Here is a 19106-nt window from a genome sequence, read left to right as displayed (position 1 = left end):
GAAAAAATTGTAGAATTATGCTATCAAATTTTGTAAAACTTAAGGTAAAAAGTGCAAGGTTATATTGTAAAAATTATCCCCACCAAAAGCGAAGACCTTATTTTAAAGATTCTCACGCCTAAATCGCTTAGGAGTTTTTATCGTTTTTATGGAGCTAGGCATTCTACTATTGCGCTTGGCAGGAAAATCGATTTTGATGAGGTGTTTTCTCCACACTTCCTCCCGCAAGCACGCAATATTTTGCATTTGTTTTATCAATGGGAAAAGGAATATGAGCGCGTCTATGCGTGGCAGAACTTTGTGCGTTTGTTAGAGCGACATTTAAGCGAAGTGGAGGAAGTGGAGGAATTTTATTTTAATTTGCTGGAAAAAAGCGCATTGCACTTGGAGCGACAAAATCCCTTAAGAGCACTTTTAGAATCTTATGTGGGACTTTTGGCTTATGAGGGACGATTGTTGCGACAAGAGCAAGATAGGTGTTTTTTGTGCGATGGGGTGTTAGATTCTCATATCGTGCTAGCGCAATCTTTCCTCTTTGCCCATCCGCATTGTGTCAATGGCACTCCTATGCAAAAGCAAGCTATATTGGAGTTTTTACACACACAAAAAAGCCTCAACCTTGATGATAGCGATGTGGAAAAATTATGGAAAGTCCTGTGTCTAGGGTTTTAATCGTATTGCAAGATAATGGCGGACAGGGAGGGATTCGAACCCTCGGTAACCTTGCGGCTACGCGTCCTTAGCAGGGACGTGGTTTCAGCCAACTCACCCACCGGTCCAACAAAACAGAGCATTTCTAGCTTTGGCTATCAAAAATACCAAAAATAAAGAAGTTGCGATTGTAGCGCAAAAAAATTAAAATTCCACTTAAATGCTTAAAAAATTTGCTATACTCGCACTTTAAATTTTATACATTCCAAGACTTAAGGCATCGATACAATGAAACGATACGCGTTTATTTTCCCCGGACAAGGCAGTCAAAGTGTGGGTATGGGAAAAGAATTTTATGAAAATGAACCCATAGCAAAAGAGCTTATCTCTCAAGCAAGCGACATTCTTGGTTTTGATTGCAAAGATTTGCTCTTTAATGAAAATGACAAACTCAACCTCACTCAATACACACAAAGTGCGATATTTTTAGTGAGTTTTATCGCACACAAAATATTTTCTCAACAATGTGGCATTACCCCAACGCTGTGCTTTGGGCATTCTTTGGGCGAAGTGAGTGCGTTTATTATCGCTGGGGGTGCGAGTTTTGAGAATGGCTTGAAACTTACCTTTAAACGAGGCGAACTAATGGCAAGGGCGTGTGAGGGGCAAGACGCTGGAATGATGGTCGTGGTAGGATTGCAAGAGGGTGTGTTGCAAGATTTTTGCAAGGGCAAGCAAGACATTTGGTGTGCGAATTATAACGATGATAGGCAAATTGTGCTCGCTGGCAAAAAGAGTGCGTTAAGTAGTGTGGAGAGCGCACTCAAAGAGCTTGGCGCGAAACGCACCTTATTGCTTCCAATGTCTGTGGCAAGCCATTGCCCGATGCTCGATTCTATCAAGGGAGAATTTACAACCCTCCTTGAGAATCTCCTCGAGGGCAATGCGCAATATGAAATTATATCTAACGCTACAACACAAGGATACACCACTAAAGACAAAGCAAAAGAGCTTTTGTGTGCACAGCTTACTTCGCCTGTGCTTTATGCGCAATGTGTGCAACAGGTAGATGAGCGCGTTGATGGATTTATTGAGTTTGGCAATGGCGCGGTGCTCAAGGGTCTTAATAAGCGATTAAGTCAAAAACCAACTTTGAGTGTCTCAAATATGACTACACTTAAAGAAACACTTGATTGTTTGCAATCTTAGGTTTTTGGAGGGGAAGCGCGCACGAAAGTTTAAGGTTGCAATTCTAGGAAAGGAGGTTGTATGAAAATAGGCATCATTGGGGCAATGGTTGAGGAAATCACGCCGTTGCTAGAGTTTTTCAAAAATGCACATTTGAATATACAAACACAAAATATCGGGGGGAATGTGTATCATTGCATACACATTAAACAAGATAGCGTGTATATCGCATATAGCAAGATTGGGAAAGTTCATAGTGCTCTTGTGGCAACAATGATGATTTCACATTTTGGTTGCGAAAGGATTCTTTTTAGTGGAGTGGCTGGTGGATTAAGGAAAGATTTGCAAGTGGGCGATTTGCTTATTGCCACCAAACTCTGTCAGCACGATGTAGATATTAGTGCGTTTGGACACCCTTTAGGGTTTATCCCTGAGAGCGCAGTATTTATAGAATCTGATGCAGAGTTAAACTCCATTGCACGAAGCGTTGCGGGTTCTATTGGCAAAGAGTTAAAAGAGGGCGTAGTTGCCTCTGGAGACCAATTTATCAATGATGATAGCAAAAAGCAATGGATTATCCAAACTTTTGGCGCGTGTGCCGTAGAAATGGAGGGCGCAAGCGTAGCGGTAGTATGCGCTGCTTTTGGCGTGCCATTTTGCATTTTCCGCTCCATTAGCGATAGTGCGGATACAAACGCGGATATAAGTTTTGATGAGTTTTTAGAATCTGCTTCCAAAGTGAGCGCGAAATTTTGCATTGAGTTTATCAAAAAGTTAGGAGTTGGAATATGAAAGAAAAGTTAAGTTTGGGGCTAGAGCGTATCATTCTCATTCGACACGCAGATAGTATGGAACGGGAGGTTTTTGCCAAAAGTGGCAAGAGTGATTTGGAGCGCCCTTTGAGCAAAAGTGGCAAGACACAAAGCGAGGCGATTGCCGCTTTTGTAGCAAAGGTTTTACACACAAAGAAGAACCCTATATCGTGTTTGCTTTCTTCTCCTGCCACAAGGACAATGGAGACAATCAAACCATTAACAAAGGCTCTTAAAAATCTACCACGCGCACTTTGTGATAGCATTTCGCCAGATTGTGGAATCGAGGGCTACAAAAGCGCGATTAAGGCTAATAGTGTAAATGCGGGTGTTTCGACACTGCTTTTTGTCGGGCACGAGCCTGATTTGGGTGAGTTTGTCAAATATGCTATTGGCGCAGAAAGTGATGCTTGTTTATGTGTCCAAAAAGGCTCGACAATAGAGCTACAAAGAAACAAAAACAGCGCGAAAATAGAGGGAGGATTCTCTTTATCGTTGTTTATCACGCCAGAGCATTTGGGTGGGAAGCCCAAAAAAGTGAGCAAAAAAGAGTCTTAAAGCAATGTCGCCACACTCTAAGAATCTCACATCAAAAAACACCACACGCTTTATATGTGTAAATCGTGTGGTTCAATGGGGTTTAGCAAGGAATTATCGCGCGTTTAGTATGCTTGAGTTGGTGTTTGTCATCGTTATTTTGGGCGTGCTTGCCGCGATTGCTATCCCTAGATTTTCATTAACGCGCATTGACGCGCAGGTGGTAGCGATTGAAAACGACATAAACAACGCCATTAGCGCGATTCAGCGTGAAGTATTTTCACAAAATATTGACCCAAAGGCACTTAACTCCACGCAAATTTTCACACTAGCAGGACTTTCAAGTGCCCGTTGGATAGTGCAAGGGAACGCCATACTGCTTGCTAAAAATAATGCTCCAGATTCTGAGAATAATTGTGTAAGTCTTAATTTTGACCCACAAACAAGCGTTATAAGCTTCATCATCACACAAAAAAGCGATTCTTCACTTTGTGAAAAACTTTTTTCACGCCACCCAAATGGCGGGAGACAAGTTCATCTTAATACTTCTAATGCAATATTTTAATACCAAGTAATGCGTATTTTATTTTATGGTAAATCGTTGTGTGAATGGGATTAGAGGATTTAGCGCGATAGAGCTACTTGCAGTGATTTGTATCGTTTCTATTTTAAGCATTGGGGCGGTTGGCTTCATTAGCAGGGGTAACCAAAAAGTTTGCTTGGAGCGGTTACGCACACAACTTTTTCTCGCCCAAGAAAAAATTGCAATGGCACATTTGCGAGAATTTTTATCTCCTCAAGGCACGGGCGCACTTAGGGCACAAGAGGCTTTATACGAGCTCACATTACAAAACCCTAGCAAAAATTGCGCATTTTCTTACACACAAGATTCTCTTATTGCCCATATTAGTGGTGAGCAGCTGTTTTTTCACATTAGCCCAAGCGATTTACACACCAACCCGAGAATCTATTGTGATTTTTCCGCTAAATCTCCCACCGCTAAGCTGTGTAAAAACTTTTTTCATAGAATCTTGGATAAGTAATCAAGTATCCATAAGCGCATTGAGGCTCTCTGTGATACTTTTGCCCTCAATGATGGCATTGACTTCTTTGGCGATTGGCACATAGACATTTTCGCTCTCCCCAATGCGCGTAATCGCCGCTGAAGTGAGGACACCCTCCGCCACCTCGCCAATCTCAGCTAATATGGTTTGTTTGCTTTTGCCCTGCGCTAATCCAAGCCCCACACGATAATTTCGCGACATCGTTGAATTAGAAGTCAAAAATAAATCTCCAGCCCCAGAAAGCCCCAAAATGGTTTCCATTTTTGCCCCAAAATGCTCGCCAAATCGGCTCATTTCTACCAAACCTCTAGCTAAAAGTGCGGCTTTGGCATTATTTCCAAGATTTAATCCATCGCAAATCCCAGCAGCAATGGCAATGACATTTTTATACGCCCCAGCAATTTCACCGCCTATGACATCAGGGCTTGTGTAGGTTTTCATAAATGATGGAAAAAGCGCGCCAAATTCTCTCGCTAGCACAAGATTCCTTGAATGCACCACTACCGCGCAAGGCAACTCCAAAAGCACTTCGTTGGCAAAGCTAGGACCGCCAAGATAGCACACATTTTTTGATGAAATATGTTGCTCTATTATGTCGCTTACAAGGCTGTTTTGATTGTTGGCATTGGTTTCTATACCCTTGCACACGCACAAAACCTTAGAATCTTTTGGCAACTCAAAGGTTGAAAGCCAATCACGCAGGGCATTTGTGGCAATAGCAATGACAAAAAACTCGCTTTGCAACCCCGTTTTTATATCTACTTGCTCTATGTTGGTTGCGATAAGTCCGCCTATATCGCGCCTAGATATGATTTTAACGACATTTTTCTTTGAGAATCCAAACGCTAATGCCCTCCCCCACGCTCCTCCTCCAAACACACTCACACTTGCCATATTCCCTCCTTAAAGACAAAAGCCACATTTTACCAAATCCAAGCTAAAAACATAGAGTATTTTTATGGTTTTTTTGTTAGTATTGCAAGCAAAAATAGCGATAAAGGGGAAGCAATGCAAGAAGAAAGGCTACAAAGTGGCTTAAACGCTGGCATTATTGGGCTTGGGCTTATTGGTGGCTCAATGGGATTAGCATTAAAAGAGCTTGGGATTTTTTCGTGCGTTGCAGGCTATGATGCAAGTCCTATGCACTCACAGCAGGCACTTTCTTTGGGGCTTGTTGATGAGTGCATTAGCAAAGAGGAGCTTTTGGCTGGGGGTGATGTTATATTTTTAGCCACTCCTGTGGAGGCGATTTGTGAGATTCTAAGAACTCTCACGCCAAAGGACATTAAGCCAAGTTGCACCATTATTGATTTGGGCGGGACAAAGAGCAAAATCATTGATAGCGTTCCTAAGAGCATTCGTAAAAACTTCGTAGCCGCACACCCGATGAGTGGGACAGAATTTTATGGACCAAAGGCGGCATTGCCACATCTCTTTAAAAATAAGATTATGATTGTCGTAGATAGTGAAAAAAGCGGAGAGCTTCAGTTAAAGCGGGCACGAGAGATATTTTTAGGCATCGGGAGCAAAATTATCAAAATGGACGCGACTTCACACGACAAGCATATCGCGCTTATTTCTCATATGCCTCACATTGTGAGCTTTTCTTTAGCAAACGCCGTGCTCAAGCAAGAGAATCCACAAATGATTTTAGCCCTTATTGGTGGGGGATTTCGCTCTATGACGCGTTTATCGAAGAGCTCACCACAAATGTGGGGTGATATTTTTAAGCAAAACACACAAAACCTACTTGATTCTATAACGAGTTTTCAAAATGAATTACAAAAGGCAAAAACGCTTATTGAAAACAACGATTGGGAGGGATTAGAGGCGTTTATGCGAAGTGCAAATGAAGTGGGAAAAGTAATATGAATCTGCCCTATGTAAAACGATACTTCGTGTATGCTTTTTTGGCGATATTTGCGTGTATCGCCGTGTTTGTTGTGGTGCAAAGTTGTAACACAACACCACAAAATCTCTCTCAACCCTCCCAAGACACAAAAACCCTCAATATCGCATATAAAGAAAATGTCGGTGCGCTAAACCCACAAGGCTACAACAAAAACGCGATGTTTGCGCAAAATCTGCTTTATGAAGGCTTGGTGCGCGTGGATAAAAATGGCGAGATTATCCCTGCTCTAGCGACTTCGTGGAGCGTGGATACAGATGGGCAAATCTATACTTTTAGCTTGCGTGAGGGCGTGCGGTTTTCAAATGGCGAGGAGTTTAACGCCGATGCGGTGGTGCTAAATTTTACATCGATTTTGCAAAACCGCGCACGGCATTCGTGGAGTGGGCTAGCTAGGCATATAGAGCGCGTGGAGAAAATAAATGATTTTAGCGTGCGACTCATACTAAATGCCCCTTATGCGCCCACGCTAAGCGAGCTAGCGTTGGTGCGCCCGTATCGCTTCCTAGCACCCAAAGCGTTCCCGCCTGATTTGGACTTAGTAAAGCATAATCCACAGCCCATCGGCACGGGCGCGTATATGCTAATAGAATCAAAGCTCGGGGCGTATGATATGTTTGCCAAAAATCCGCATTATTGGGACGCACAGCGACTAGCGCAGGACGGGGGATTTTATTATGATTTTGTGCGTATCAAGGTGATTTTTGAGCCCACTTCCAAAATGACGGCGTTGCGCGCGGGGCAGGTGGATATGCTCTATGGGTATGATGAGATTCCCACGCGCATTTTCCAAGAGGCTATGGAGCAATCAACGCAAAACTCTATGGGAGAGTCGCAAAATACTGCGGGAAACACCCACGCAATCAAGGCGTATTTGGGAGGGGAGGCGTTTGTGCTAAGCCTAATACTAAACTCTACGCGTCTCGATTCTAGACTCCGTGAGGCTATCGCGCTCTCAATCGATAAACCAACGCTCATCAACGCCGTGTATGGCGAGCTAGCAAGCCCTGCAAATTGCATTTTTCTCTACACGGATTTTATCCCCTCTCCCGTAGCGCGAGCGGGGCTAGGGCGTGGGTATGATTCTCTCAAATCGTCATTGCAAGCAAGCAAAGATAGCGTGGCAATCCATAATTTTTGTCGCCCTACGCAAAGCGAAGTATCTAAAAAAGGTGGCAATATTTGTCATACTGAGGCTTTGCAAAAAGCCGAAGTATCTCAAATATCAAACAATAGAGATTTTTCGCTTGCTACGCAAACGCAAAATGACAAGAAAGGCGGGCAAAATCTTGCCGAGCATAATCCACAAACCATAGCGCGAAAAATCAATGCGCCAAATTCAGAATTTAAACCAAAATCCACAAATCTCCCCCCCGCACAATACGCCCAAAATCTACAAAAAGCCCGCGAGATTCTCGCTACTTTGGGCTACACGCAGGCAAACCCGCTAACACTAGAGATAGCATTCGCAGGCGATAAACCCAGCCAAAAAATGCTCTCCCAAATCCTCCAATCCCAGCTAAAGCACGCGCATATCGCGCTTTCTTTGCGTGCGCTCGAGCCTAGTATGCTCCAAAATCGCAAGAAAAATGGCGAGTTTGATATAGTCTTTAACGAGTCGTGGGGCGCGCCCTATGAGCCTCTCTCAATGCTTGTTTCCTATACCACGCCCACAGGGCACGGGGATTTCATCGCGCAAAGTGGCTTAGAAAACAAAAATGAAATAGACGCGCTTATCTTGCGCGTAGTCGCCGAGCCAAACGCGCAAAAAGCGCAGGCTCTCTCCTACAAGGCGTTGGATTTGCTTTTGCAAAGTGGCGTGTATATCCCGCTTGCCATAGAGCGCAACAAAGCGATAGTGCGCTCGCAGATTAAAGGCGTGGAGGGCGTTAGCGGGCTAAGCTATGAGATTCCCGTATGGGAGTTTTGGGAGTAGCGTTGGGCTTGTCTTTGTGGCACAAAATCGCGGATTCTTTGCGTAGGGCTTGGGTTACATACGCATTGGTATGCGCCCTCGCCTTACGCTTGAAAACCACGATTTTATCTAAAAAATACTTCGCGTAATGAATTCAAGCATAAAACCCACAAGCGCACCGCAACTACTCACTCCCATAGGCTTTTTAGTAGTGCGATGTAGGCGGGTTGTTTGGAGTGCAAAACTTTGAAAGATTCTAATATGTGGCAAAAGTCGCTCAAATCTAGCCCGTAGAGTTTTGCCACCTTTATGTCAAGCCGTGCTTTTAGGCTGTCGTAGAGTTTTTGCGTTTTTGGGATTTCGCTTTTTGCTATGTCAAATTCGTTTGCGAGTTCGCTAAAATGTCCCGCGCTGTCGTTGTAGAGTTGCAATATTAACGCGCTTTTTGCGATAAAGGCGTAGGTTTCATCGCTTTTGATTTGCTCATCGCTTGGCTGTGGCAGTGGGATTCGCTCCAAATAGGTTTTATTCACATTGATTTGAATCATTGTCCGTGCGAGAAAATCTACGATTAGCGAGTTAAAAAGCCCTAGCGCAAAGCAGATTCGCCTGTGGCTTATATCGCTTGTGCGAATCTGTCCTAAATCTAGAATGTATCGCTTTGGAATATGTTGCCATACACTTTCGTAACAGCCACATTGTTTTGGTATTAGCGTAAAAATCAGTCTCCGCTCATCTGTATCCCTAGCAATGTCTCTAAATCCTAGCCGAAAGTAGGCTCTGTCGTATTTGATAAGGGTGGTTTCAAAGTCGCCCACACTGACTTTTTTGGGCTTTATGGATTCTAAAAGTCGTCCATACTCTTTTGAATCAATGCCTAAATCTTGCTTTAAGCGATAGATTTCTTTGCTTTTTAGGCGATTATCAAAGGCGTCTTTGTCTAAAAAGTAGTTTGGTGTGCTAAATGTGGCATTAAATTGATGAATCATTTCGCCTTGATATAGCGATAAAAGCCCTTGTTTGTGCGATTCGATAAATAAATCACTATCACTCGCATTAAGTTCGGTTCTAAAATCCAACCAATCAAAATTAAGCAATTTGTAAGATTTATAACATTTATTTAAAATCTCTAAATCTCTCTTACTTCGCACTTCTTGCAATGCCAAATGCGCGGGGCTTAATGCGCGAATCTGCGCTAAATTTAGCCTTATCACATTTTGTCGTTTATAAATCTCATCAATATTTGTTTTATAAAACATTGTTTTTATGGTGTGATTTTTGGGCGTGGGAGCGTTGATAACTTGCATAAGCGCGAATTTGTAGCGTGAATCCACATCATTAAAAATCCCCTCTCTATTTTCAAAGGCATAAAAAAGGCTTAATGTGTAATTTGTCAAAATCTCTTTGCGCAAGTTATAACTGCCCTTTTCTAGCATAAGTGCGCTTGGCAAAACATAGTTTAGAGAAGCATTTGGTGCTAAAAGGGCTAAATTGCGCTCGACAAAGAAACGAAAGAGATTGCCATCGCCCTCACCTGCGTTTAGCGGGAAGTGGGCTTTGTAGTAGTCGTTGGTGGATTGTGTGCTTTGTTTTTGCGCGTCATATTGGGCTTTTATGTAGGGTTTGGCTAATTGATTTGCCTTAAATTCTGCCTTTTTGGAGTTGCTTAGTGTGCGATAGTCGCTTTTAAATTGTGGGAAAAAGTCATTATCGCTAAATTTGGTTTTGTCCCACGGCGGATTGCCTACGATGGCTTGAAAGCCATTAAATTTACCATTGCGAATCTCGGGGAACTCGATTTCGTAGTTGAAAAAGGCAAATTCTTTTGCCTTTGCGCGGGTGAAATCTGCGGCGTCTTTGTAGTCGCCCTGCGCCTCGCTTACAAGATTTTCTAGCGAATCTAGCGTGGAGAATGCTTTGGCTTGGGAGTGCGTGGCGAATTTTTGTGCGGTGAAAAAGTTGAGATAGAGATTGAGCTTATTAAGTGTAGGCAAAATCTCATTATGATAAATGCGTTTAGACTCGGCGACTTCAGATTCAGAAGTGTCTTTGAGCGAATCGAGCTTGTTATAAAGTTTGTCGAGCTCGGAGCTTATTTTGTCAAATTTGGCGAAATCTAAATAGGATTGTGCTTTAAGTGTAAAATTTGTAAATTTATCGTATAATTTGCGAATTTTTATCAACAAATTTTATTGCGCTATGTTTTGAACATATTTAAAAGAGGCTTACATAAATGACAAAAATTTTCAAATACACCAACGGCAATTTGATGAAAAATAATGTCAAAAATAAATTTGATGAATATTTCACAAAACCTGAAATTGCTAAAAAGCTGTTTGAAAAATTTTGCGAAATCGTGGGGACAAAAGAGGATTTGTCTAAATTTACTTTCATTGAGCCAAGTGTGGGTGATGGCGCGTTTTTCAAATTACTCCCACACAATAAAATCGGCATTGACATAAAGCCTACTGATTTTGACACGATACAAAGCGATTTTTTAGCATACAATTTGCCAAATAATCCAAATACGCCTTTTATCGTTATCGGCAATCCACCTTTTGGGCATCGCGGAGTGCTAGCGTTAGAATTTATCAAACACGCGCAAAACGCAGATTTTGTGGCGTTTATTTTGCCTATGTTTTTTCAAAGTTTGGGTAAAGGCTCGATTCGCTACCGCGTGCCACAAAATCTGCATTTACTTTATGAAGAAACTCTGCCTAAAAATAGCTTTTATACCCCGCAAGGCAAAGACGCTGATGTGCATTGTTGCTTTCAAATTTATAGCAAAAATCACAAAACACAAAAGCGTGAATTTAGCTGGTATAAAAATAGTGGCAAAGAGCCATTTAGCGAGATTCTGCGCGTGGTAACGGTAAGCCTAGCAAAGAACCGAGAATGTGGCAAAGAGTGGATTTTTAATAAAAAAGCAGATTTTTATCTTAGCTCGACTTTTTTCAAAGAAAATGCGGTGGTAGATAGCTTTGAAAAAGTCAAATATAAAAGCGGAATAGCCATTATTTATAATGATTTATCTCGCAAAAATGAGTTAGATAGACTTTTTAAAAACGCTGATTGGTTGCGCTACTCCACAAAGGCGACAAATGGTTGCTACCATATTGGCAAGTCGCATATTTTTCAGCTTTTGGCAGATAAGGGGTTTATGAGATGAATTTAAATGAGATTTTAAAAAATTTGATTGAGGAAAAATATAACGAAATTGCGCATTTTAAACAAAACGGGATTTTTGAAAAAATCAATGATTTTGAAGCAAACGCAGTGGGGCAAGTGGGCGAAAAATTTGTCAAAATGGTGTTTGAAAATCTAGGCATAGAAATGCAAGATTTTGGTGAAGTGATACACGATGAGTTTGACATTTGCCTAATGGATGGCACAAAAATCGAAATCAAAACCGCACGAAAGGGGCTCAAAAACGACATATTTCAATTTAACGGCATAAATCCAAACTACAACTGCAAATATATCATTTGCATAGGGCTAAGCGCGAAAGCGGCGTTTTTTAAAATCGTGAGTGGTGAGAAAATCTACAATCACAAAACACGCAAATTTTATCTCAATGTGGGCGACAAACAAAAGCAAATCGTAGCGATGAATCCACAAAATCTTGCGAATTTCAAACTCACATTAAGCCTCAAAGATTTAGAGCCATTAGAGGATTTTGAGTGGCAATTAAGGGAGATTTTTGGGTAAATTTCGTCTATTTTATGGTGTTTGTAAGACTTTCTAATTTTTATAAAAATTTTGGCTTGAAAGCGTGGAATTATCATAAAATCGCCATAATTTGCCGTTGGTAAGCAAACCAAAATCTAATTTAAGAGTGTTGAGATAGCGCAGGATTTGGAAATGCGGATTGTCTTTGATTTTGCCCGTGTCTATGGGGATATTGTAGGCTTTTGATTCTAAGATGAGCGCGATATGAGCGTTTGTGGCTTTGCGCGAGTCTTTTGGGAGAGATTCATACGCCTTTTTGTCCTCATTCGTAGCAAAGAGCAAAAAATCTGGCTTTTCTAACTTGCCTTGAATGATTTTCTCTTCTTGGCGGATAAAGTGATAACCCAAAATCTGCGCGACTTTGGCGATAAAGCTATCTTCAAATTGATGTTCGTTTTGGTTGGCAAATTTTTGCGCGTCATAGAGTTCTGTGATTTGTGTGAAAGATTGTAGCGCATCATCTTTTAGCGCGGGGAAATCGCGCACAAAATCCACGCGCAATGCGTATTGCGTAAAAAGGTTGTTTTGTAGAAAATAGAAATTATCTGTCGCACTCAAAAGTAATCCTTAAACATTGAAAATTACAGCAAAAACGGCAAATTACGCGCATTTGTATGCGTGATTTGTAAGCGGGGATTATACCATAATGCGCACTAAAAAAATGCGAGACAAAAACAATGTTTATTTTGTGATAATAAGATTATGCCTACAAAAGCACGAAATCACATAAAATCAACGCAACATAATTTAATAAGGACGACTGCAAATGAAAAAACTCATCGCCTTGCGACTTTTGTCTATCCCGCTTATCGTGCTAATTACTTCGTTTGTGGTGTTTGTGCTACTGCGGACTTGCGGGAGCGACCCTGTGGCAAGCTACTTGCTAGCTTCACAGCTCCCGCCCACGCCTGAGATTACCGCGCAGTTGCGCGCGGATTTTGGGCTAGATAAGCCCATTTTGGTGCAATATATTGCGTGGCTAAAAGGCGCGATTAGCCTAGATTTTGGCACGAGCTATATGAGCGGGCGGAGCGTGGCTAGCGATTTTGCGCAGTTTTTGCCCGTTACGCTCGTCCTTGTGGGCTTAGGGCTCGCCCTCGTGGTGCTAGGCTCGGTGGTGTTGGGGATTTTGAGCGCGAGATTTGCCGATACGCCGCTAGATTTTGTGGTGCGGTTTTTTTGCTTTATCGGGGTTTCTATGCCAAATTTTTGGCTTGCGTTTTTGCTAATGCTCTTTTTTAGCCTGCATTTGGGCTGGCTAGCACCGCTTGGGCTAGAAGAGGGGGCAAAAGGCTTTATCCTGCCTGCGATAAGTATCTCGCTAATGTCGCTTGCCATAAACACGCGCCTAGTGCGTGCAAATATGCTCGAAGTGGCTAAGGAGCGACATATCCTCTATGCGCGCTTGCGTGGAATCCCCGAGCGCGAAATCACGGTAAAGCATATATTTTATAACGCTTCATTGCCCATCATCACGGCTATGGGAATGCACTTAGGCGAGCTTTTGGGCGCGGCGTTGGTGGTAGAAAATATCTATGCTCTGCCCGGAATAGGACTATACGCCATACAGGCAATCGCTAGCAACGACTACCCCGTAATCGAGTGCTTTTTCGTGGTGATGAGCGCGGTATTTGTCGTGTGCAACGCGGTGATTGACATTGTGTATATGGCGGTGGATAGGAGGCTAAGCAGGGCGTGAATGCAGGTAAAAAGCAATATGGATATAAATTATGAAAGGCAGTCATATCGTTAAACTTTATGATATAATCCACAATCAACCTTCAAACCTAAGGACAAGGGGATATTTGCGTGGTAACCCTAGATTCACAAGACTACAAACAGCATTCGTATAGGGAATTTTCTAAGATTCATCAAATGACTGCGTATTTGGCAATGTTTCCACCAAATTTGCCACATTATTTCATAAAGAGATTTTCAAAAGCGGGGGATTTGGTGTTTGACCCATTTTCTGGGCGAGGGACTACGGCTTTTGAAGCGTGCAGAATGGGTAGAGTGGGAATCGGCAATGATTTAAACCCGCTTGCCGTATGCCTTACAAAAAGCAAAGTGAATATCCCTGCAAAAAAGCAAAACATTTTTAAAAGACTACAAGAACTTGAAACACAATATAAGCAATCAAATATAAGCATTAAGGGCATTTCAAGCGATATTAAAATGCTCTATGATGAAAAAACGACTTTACCTCAGCTTGTGTTTTTAAAGCAAAATCTTAGCAAAAAGCACAAAGTGGATAATTTTATTTTAGGAATCTTAACAGGACTTATGCACGGCAAACATAGAAAAGATGGGACTTCGATTTATTGCAGTATTGATATGCCAAATACTTTTAGTATGTCGCCAAATTATGTGCGAAATTTTATCAAATCTCACAAACTTACAAAACCAAAGCAAAATGTTTTTGCACTTTTAGCGCAACGAATCAAAGATATTTTGCAAGAGCAAGAAACAGCATTAAAAGATTTATCACACTACACAAAGGGGCATTGTTTAAAATCTGACGCGCTTGATAGCAGTGCTAAAATTGCCAAAAAATATGGTGCAGATTCTATCTCGCTTATCATTACTTCGCCACCATATTTGAAAAATATCCATTATGGCAAGTATAATTGGATTAGGCTTTGGTTACTTGATGAGGATACAAAGCAAGTTGATAGCAATGTCAGCATTTATCACAAAACACAAAAAATCAAAGGTATAAAGGATAATTTGCCCTTTGAAAAATATGCCACATATATGCAAAACCTCTTTAATAGTTGGGACACAATCTTAAAGCCAAAATCTAGCGCGTTTGTAGTGATTGGCGATGTTGAGGAGCAAAACCTTGCGCGTGATACTTGGGAATATATAGTGCAAAATGGTGGTTGTAAGCTGAAACTAAGGCAAATTATAGATGATGATATAGAATGCAATGGTGCAAGGAAAGTTACGCGAATATGGGGACAAAAAAAGGGTAAAGCCACCAAAATCGATAGAATCTTGTGGCTACAAAAGGAGTAAAAATGCAAAATTTATTTGATGAAGCGCATAAAAAAGAAATTGCCAAGACAAAAGAGCAATTTTTTGAAGCAATCAAAAATGATGAAAATTTCGTGGGGTATTTGTATGATTTAAACTACGACACGACAAATGTTTTAGTCAATGACTATTTTAAAAATGATGTTAGTGGTGTCCCGCACGGCTGTTTTTTGGTGGCAATTTATACTAATGAAGTCGCTGGTGGTAAAACAGAGGGGATTTTGCTCCGCGTGATAGGCGTAGCAGACATTCCACAAAAAAAGGAAATTATCGAGAGCATTACTGATGCACATATCTCTAAAAAAGAATCCAAAAGAGACATTGAACCAGATGCTTACACAAAGGTTTTTTATCAGTGGAATGGGCTTAGTTGTCGTGTGCTTGGGACATTTTTCTTTGATAGCGATAAAAAACTTTGTTTTGGCACAGATATGGAAAATTTCATAGGAGCGCATAATTACAAAGTCTATAAACCACAGAAAAACGAGCTAAATATTATCATCAACGAAAATATTGAGATAAAAGAAAATGAGCCACGAGAACAATTTGGCAAACTGCGCTACTCATCTAGCAAGTCTTATGATGAGGAGGGCAAATACGCCCCACAAGTCTATCTTAGGACAAATGATATAATTGCAAGGCGTAGCGCATTTTTTGGAATGACTAGAATGGGAAAATCTAATACTATTAAAATCATCATTTCAGCCATAGAATCTCTAAATCAAAACAAAAGTGCTGATGATAAAATAGGACAAATTGTCTTTGACATAAACGGCGAATACACTTTTAGCAATGAGCAGGATAAAGGTTCGATTTATGAGAAATTTAAGGACAATGTTGTGCGTTTTAGCACTTCGCTCAAAAAAGCACAACAACATAGCGATGTCAAAGCCGTGCAATATAATTTCTACAAAGATGAGACTTTGGAGGAATCGTTTAATTTGCTGTGTGATGAACTTGCGCTAATCAAAACAGCAGATTATTTTAAGGATTTTAGAAGTATTGATATGTTTGATGATAGCGATGATAGAGAGGCAAAAAGTGCTAGAGATAGAAAAAGAGCGATATATAAATGTATCTTATATATGGCAAGATTTGAGCAAAACGCTGATTATAAGATAAGGTTTTATAGATTTACTTTGCAAGATTCTGCTAGAGATAAGCAAGACAAAGAAGAACATAAACCTCACGATGGCATAAGCATAAAAGAGGCTTGTGCGTATTTTGAGAATCTAGATTTTAATGAGGTAAGTGATAAATACAAACAGGATAAACAATACGAGGCTTTATTAAAGGTATTTAAAGCTAAAAGCGTGAGTGGATATAGGGCGTTAATAGATTTAAGGACTTTGCATTCTTTGCAGGGCGGTAATGACTACAAACAAGAAATTGATAAAGCACTAAGAAATGGCAAAATCGTGCTTGTAGACTTATCCACCGCCTCAAGTGAAACACAAGAAAAATACATTGAGCGACTGTGTCGCTATATCTTTGGCAATTCTATGGAAAAATTTACTAATGAGGAAACCCCTGATTTTATCCAAATGTATTTTGAGGAAGCGCACAATATTTTTCCCAAAGATGACAAGGATTTAAAAAATATCTATAACCGCCTTGCCAAAGAGGGGGCGAAACTAAAAATTGGCATTAGCTACTCTACACAAGAAGTTAGCTCTATCGCTCCAAGTATCCTTAAAAACACCCAAAATTGGTTTATCTCACACTTAAACAACAAAGATGAGGTAAAAACGCTAGAAAAATATTATGATTTTGCTGACTTTGCACAAAGCATTATCCGCAATAGCGATGTGGGCTTTGCGCGAGTGAAACTTTTTTCTAATAATTTCATTATCCCTGTGCAAATTGATGAGTTTAAAATTTAAAGGCTTTAAGTATGGGATATAGTAAAGAAAAAGCCTCAAAAAGCGGACATCAACACATTATTCAAAATGAACTCGTGCAAGATTTTTTGCAAAAATGTGAAAAAGTGGGCTATGATGATACGATAGAAGCAGACTATGAGGGCAAAATAACGCCATTAGATGACATTAAAGACAAGGTTAATGTTGATATAAAATGGATTGTAACTGCTGATGGTGGCTACCAAGAAGTCAATATCAATAAAAATTTTCCCTCACATACGCTTTGTTTTTATAATGTCGGCATTCTGTCGTTTAAAACAGAAGATTTATTCAAACTAGAAAATCAACAAACCATAAACCCTGATGATTTGGGCAAACTAAAAGAACCTAGAATGTTTTCTTTTGTCGTGCCTATGCAAAATATCAAACTCAAAGGCTATGATTTTAAAACAAGTGTGCGAAAAGCTATTTTTGAGATTTTTAGGGACAATCAGCTTGGCGATAAAGACGGGGACTCCAAAAATTCACTCCTTAATACAATGAAATGGCTTGTTTTTAGAGAATATAGCGATAAAAATGGTGTAATGAATATAGTTTGCCCGAATCGTTGTGGCGAAATGTTGCACTTTAAAAGACAAACGGATAATTATTTAGATGAGAAAAATGATTTTATTCAATGTAGTTGCGGACATACCGCTTATATCACAGATTGCTTTCAACTTCACGATGTGGTAGATGAGATAAATGGTGCTGGTGGAATCGCCTCATATATAATGAGTGCTTTTGAAATGGTGCTATTGCTTGGTATGTTTCGCTTTTTTATGGAAAACAATAGCCAAAAGATTTTAAGCGAGATTTTATTTATTAAAGATGGACCTTTAGCCCTTTTTAGCAAATTAGATGATTTTGCCTTTAAGGTGATTCGCCCATTTATGCAGTTTATGTATGAAAAATCGTTAAGCGAAAAAGTAAGCTATATAAACTTTGTTGGGTTAGATAAAAGCGGAATGTTTGTCGAGCACCTAAAAAACACCGAATCTAAAATCACTAAAAATAGTATCGTGCTACCAAATCTTGCCTATATCAAACGATTTATCACAGGCGATAATCAATCTGTATTTGGCGAAAATACTTACTTTGGGATAAAAATGCTAATAAGAGGCGATGAAAATCTCTCTTTTGTGCTTGATGTTGCTGTGCCTTTTGGGCTAGATACTTTATACAAAGACTACATAAACAATCCAAAAATTACAGATTTTCTCTCACTAAAAAGTATCCTTGAAATTCTTTTTAGACTAAAATGTGATTTATATCAAAACGCTACACCTATGGCATTTGTGCCTATCGCGCTCATAAATAAACTTGTCTCAATTTCAAATGTCCCAAGCAAGAAAATCCTAACAATCTTTTCAAAGGATAGGGTGAAATAATATGGCAACCCACCAACCCACCACAAAATCTACCGTAGTTTCACGCCCCTACAAAACCCCCACAAACCTCCACACAAAACCCCCAAACCCCACGCACCCAAAATCCATAAAAAGACTATCCATACTTGGCAAATGCGCCCTCTTCGCGCTTATAGTCATTATCGCGTGTGCGCTTATCTTGCCATTTTTTACGCCCTATGCCCCTGAGGCTATGGATTTGGACGCGATTTTAGCCCCCACTTCAAGCGCGCATATTTTAGGCACGGATTATTTGGGGCGCGATATTTACACGAGGCTTATCTATGGCGCGAGGCTCTCGCTCTGCTCTGTCGCACTTATCCTCGCGCTTGTGTTGGCACTTGGCATAGGCATAGGCTCTCTAGCGGGCTTTGCAGGCGGGCGCATAGATAACGCCATAATGCGCATCTGCGATATATTCCTAAGTATGCCAACGGCGATTTTATCGCTACTCTTTATCGCCATTTTGGGCGCGGGGCTAGCAAATGTCATCATCGCCATCGCGCTTACGCATTGGGCGTGGTATGCGCGAATCGTCCGCGCTCTGGTGCTAAGCCTAAAATCCAAAGAATATGTCCTACTCTCTCGCGTGTATGGCGCGAGCGCGACTCAAAGCTACAAGCGCAATATGCTAACCCCCATATTTAGCCAATGCCTAGTCCTCGCCACAATGGATATAGGGCATTTTATGCTTCACATTGCGGGGCTTTCGTTTTTGGGCTTAGGCGTGCAAGCCCCACAGGCAGAATGGGGCGTAATGCTAAGCGAGGCAAAGGAGTATATGTGGAGCAACCCCGAGTTGCTATTCTACCCCGGGCTAGCACTTTTTGTGTGCGTGGCGGTGTGCAATGTCGTGGGGGATAGTTTGAGGGACTATCTTGATGTGAATGTGTATGGGCATTAGGCATTGTGCTTATTGTTGGTTGAGGCAATTTGTATTTGGATATGCAACGCC

18 protein-coding genes and 1 tRNA gene are annotated in these 19106 nt (G+C 40.9%); 15 read left to right on the top strand and 4 right to left on the bottom strand.

Features of this window, described 5'->3' with window-relative positions; genetic code table 11:
• Positions 1 to 51: 51 nt before the first annotated feature.
• Complete coding sequence (recO, locus tag ACWIUJ_RS08525) at positions 52 to 672, top strand: recombination protein RecO (protein WP_454170274.1); 621 nt, start codon at positions 52 to 54, stop codon at positions 670 to 672.
• A 16-nt stretch (positions 673 to 688) separates the two neighbouring features.
• Here the strand turns inward: recO and ACWIUJ_RS08520 are convergent.
• Positions 689 to 779, bottom strand: a tRNA-Ser gene (locus ACWIUJ_RS08520).
• A 160-nt stretch (positions 780 to 939) separates the two neighbouring features.
• On the opposite strand from ACWIUJ_RS08520, the gene fabD reads away from it, so the two are divergent.
• Genes fabD through ACWIUJ_RS08495 form a run of 5 tightly spaced genes read left to right on the top strand, consistent with a single transcriptional unit; the run spans position 940 to position 4231 of the window.
• Complete coding sequence (gene fabD, locus ACWIUJ_RS08515; RefSeq protein ID WP_454170272.1) at positions 940 to 1860, top strand: ACP S-malonyltransferase; 921 nt, start codon at positions 940 to 942, stop codon at positions 1858 to 1860.
• Positions 1861 to 1920: 60 nt separating this feature from the next.
• Positions 1921 to 2631, top strand: a complete 711-nt coding sequence (locus ACWIUJ_RS08510; protein WP_454170271.1) for a 5'-methylthioadenosine/adenosylhomocysteine nucleosidase — start codon at positions 1921 to 1923, stop codon at positions 2629 to 2631.
• The gene (locus ACWIUJ_RS08505; protein ID WP_454170269.1) at positions 2628 to 3209 is read left to right on the top strand and encodes a SixA phosphatase family protein; all 582 of its coding nucleotides are present in this window, start codon (positions 2628 to 2630) and stop codon (positions 3207 to 3209) included. Before ACWIUJ_RS08510 ends, ACWIUJ_RS08505 begins: the two co-directional genes overlap by 4 nt.
• Positions 3210 to 3213: 4 nt before the next feature.
• Positions 3214 to 3753 (top strand): type II secretion system protein, encoded by a 540-nt coding sequence (locus tag ACWIUJ_RS08500; protein ID WP_454170267.1) that lies wholly within the window; start codon positions 3214 to 3216, stop codon positions 3751 to 3753.
• Positions 3754 to 3778: 25 nt separating this feature from the next.
• Positions 3779 to 4231, top strand: a complete 453-nt coding sequence (locus ACWIUJ_RS08495; protein ID WP_454170265.1) for a type II secretion system protein — start codon at positions 3779 to 3781, stop codon at positions 4229 to 4231.
• Here the strand turns inward: ACWIUJ_RS08495 and ACWIUJ_RS08490 are convergent, their stop codons facing one another.
• Entirely contained in the window at positions 4232 to 5146 is a 915-nt protein-coding gene (locus ACWIUJ_RS08490) for an NAD(P)H-dependent glycerol-3-phosphate dehydrogenase (RefSeq protein ID WP_454170263.1), read from the bottom strand.
• A 114-nt stretch (positions 5147 to 5260) separates the two neighbouring features.
• On the opposite strand from ACWIUJ_RS08490, the gene ACWIUJ_RS08485 reads away from it, so the two are divergent.
• Positions 5261 to 6124, top strand: coding sequence for a prephenate dehydrogenase (locus ACWIUJ_RS08485; protein ID WP_454170261.1), 864 nt, complete (start codon positions 5261 to 5263; stop codon positions 6122 to 6124).
• Positions 6121 to 8097 carry an ABC transporter substrate-binding protein gene (locus ACWIUJ_RS08480; RefSeq protein WP_454170260.1) on the top strand — a complete coding sequence of 659 codons (1977 nt, stop codon included), beginning with the start codon at positions 6121 to 6123 and terminating at the stop codon, positions 8095 to 8097. Before ACWIUJ_RS08485 ends, ACWIUJ_RS08480 begins: the two co-directional genes overlap by 4 nt.
• 167 nt (positions 8098 to 8264) lie before the next feature.
• Here the strand turns inward: ACWIUJ_RS08480 and ACWIUJ_RS08475 are convergent, their stop codons facing one another.
• The gene (locus ACWIUJ_RS08475; protein WP_454170259.1) at positions 8265 to 10259 is read right to left on the bottom strand and encodes an Eco57I restriction-modification methylase domain-containing protein; all 1995 of its coding nucleotides are present in this window, start codon (positions 10257 to 10259) and stop codon (positions 8265 to 8267) included.
• A gap of 50 nt (positions 10260 to 10309) precedes the next feature.
• On the opposite strand from ACWIUJ_RS08475, the gene ACWIUJ_RS08470 reads away from it, so the two are divergent.
• Positions 10310 to 11245 (top strand): SAM-dependent methyltransferase, encoded by a 936-nt coding sequence (locus ACWIUJ_RS08470; protein ID WP_454170257.1) that lies wholly within the window; start codon positions 10310 to 10312, stop codon positions 11243 to 11245.
• Entirely contained in the window at positions 11242 to 11784 is a 543-nt protein-coding gene (locus tag ACWIUJ_RS08465) for a restriction endonuclease (RefSeq protein ID WP_454170255.1), read from the top strand. Before ACWIUJ_RS08470 ends, ACWIUJ_RS08465 begins: the two co-directional genes overlap by 4 nt.
• A 33-nt stretch (positions 11785 to 11817) precedes the next feature.
• On the opposite strand, the gene ACWIUJ_RS08460 is transcribed toward ACWIUJ_RS08465, so the two are convergent.
• Positions 11818 to 12363, bottom strand: a complete 546-nt coding sequence (locus tag ACWIUJ_RS08460; protein WP_454170253.1) for a hypothetical protein — start codon at positions 12361 to 12363, stop codon at positions 11818 to 11820.
• A gap of 208 nt (positions 12364 to 12571) precedes the next feature.
• Here ACWIUJ_RS08460 and ACWIUJ_RS08455 point away from each other — a divergent pair, with 208 nt between their 5' ends.
• The 5 genes from ACWIUJ_RS08455 to nikC all read left to right on the top strand — a co-directional run bounded on the left by ACWIUJ_RS08455 (position 12572) and on the right by nikC (position 19055).
• Positions 12572 to 13504, top strand: a complete 933-nt coding sequence (locus ACWIUJ_RS08455; protein ID WP_454170251.1) for an ABC transporter permease subunit — start codon at positions 12572 to 12574, stop codon at positions 13502 to 13504.
• A gap of 110 nt (positions 13505 to 13614) precedes the next feature.
• The gene (locus ACWIUJ_RS08450) at positions 13615 to 14823 is read left to right on the top strand and encodes a DNA methyltransferase (RefSeq protein WP_454170249.1); all 1209 of its coding nucleotides are present in this window, start codon (positions 13615 to 13617) and stop codon (positions 14821 to 14823) included.
• A gap of 2 nt (positions 14824 to 14825) precedes the next feature.
• Positions 14826 to 16724, top strand: coding sequence for an ATP-binding protein (locus tag ACWIUJ_RS08445; protein WP_454170247.1), 1899 nt, complete (start codon positions 14826 to 14828; stop codon positions 16722 to 16724).
• Between the two features lie 11 nt (positions 16725 to 16735).
• Complete coding sequence (locus ACWIUJ_RS08440) at positions 16736 to 18133, top strand: DNA double-strand break repair nuclease NurA (RefSeq protein WP_454170245.1); 1398 nt, start codon at positions 16736 to 16738, stop codon at positions 18131 to 18133.
• 1 nt (position 18134) lies between these two features.
• Positions 18135 to 19055: a nickel ABC transporter permease subunit NikC gene (gene nikC, locus ACWIUJ_RS08435; RefSeq protein ID WP_454170243.1), complete on the top strand. Its 921-nt coding sequence runs from the start codon at positions 18135 to 18137 to the stop codon at positions 19053 to 19055.
• Positions 19056 to 19106: the final 51 nt, after the last annotated feature.

The sequence above is a fragment of the Helicobacter sp. 23-1046 genome (assembly GCF_053654635.1).
Note: the sequence above shows the minus strand (reverse complement) of the source record. Positions and strands in the feature narration are given on the sequence as shown.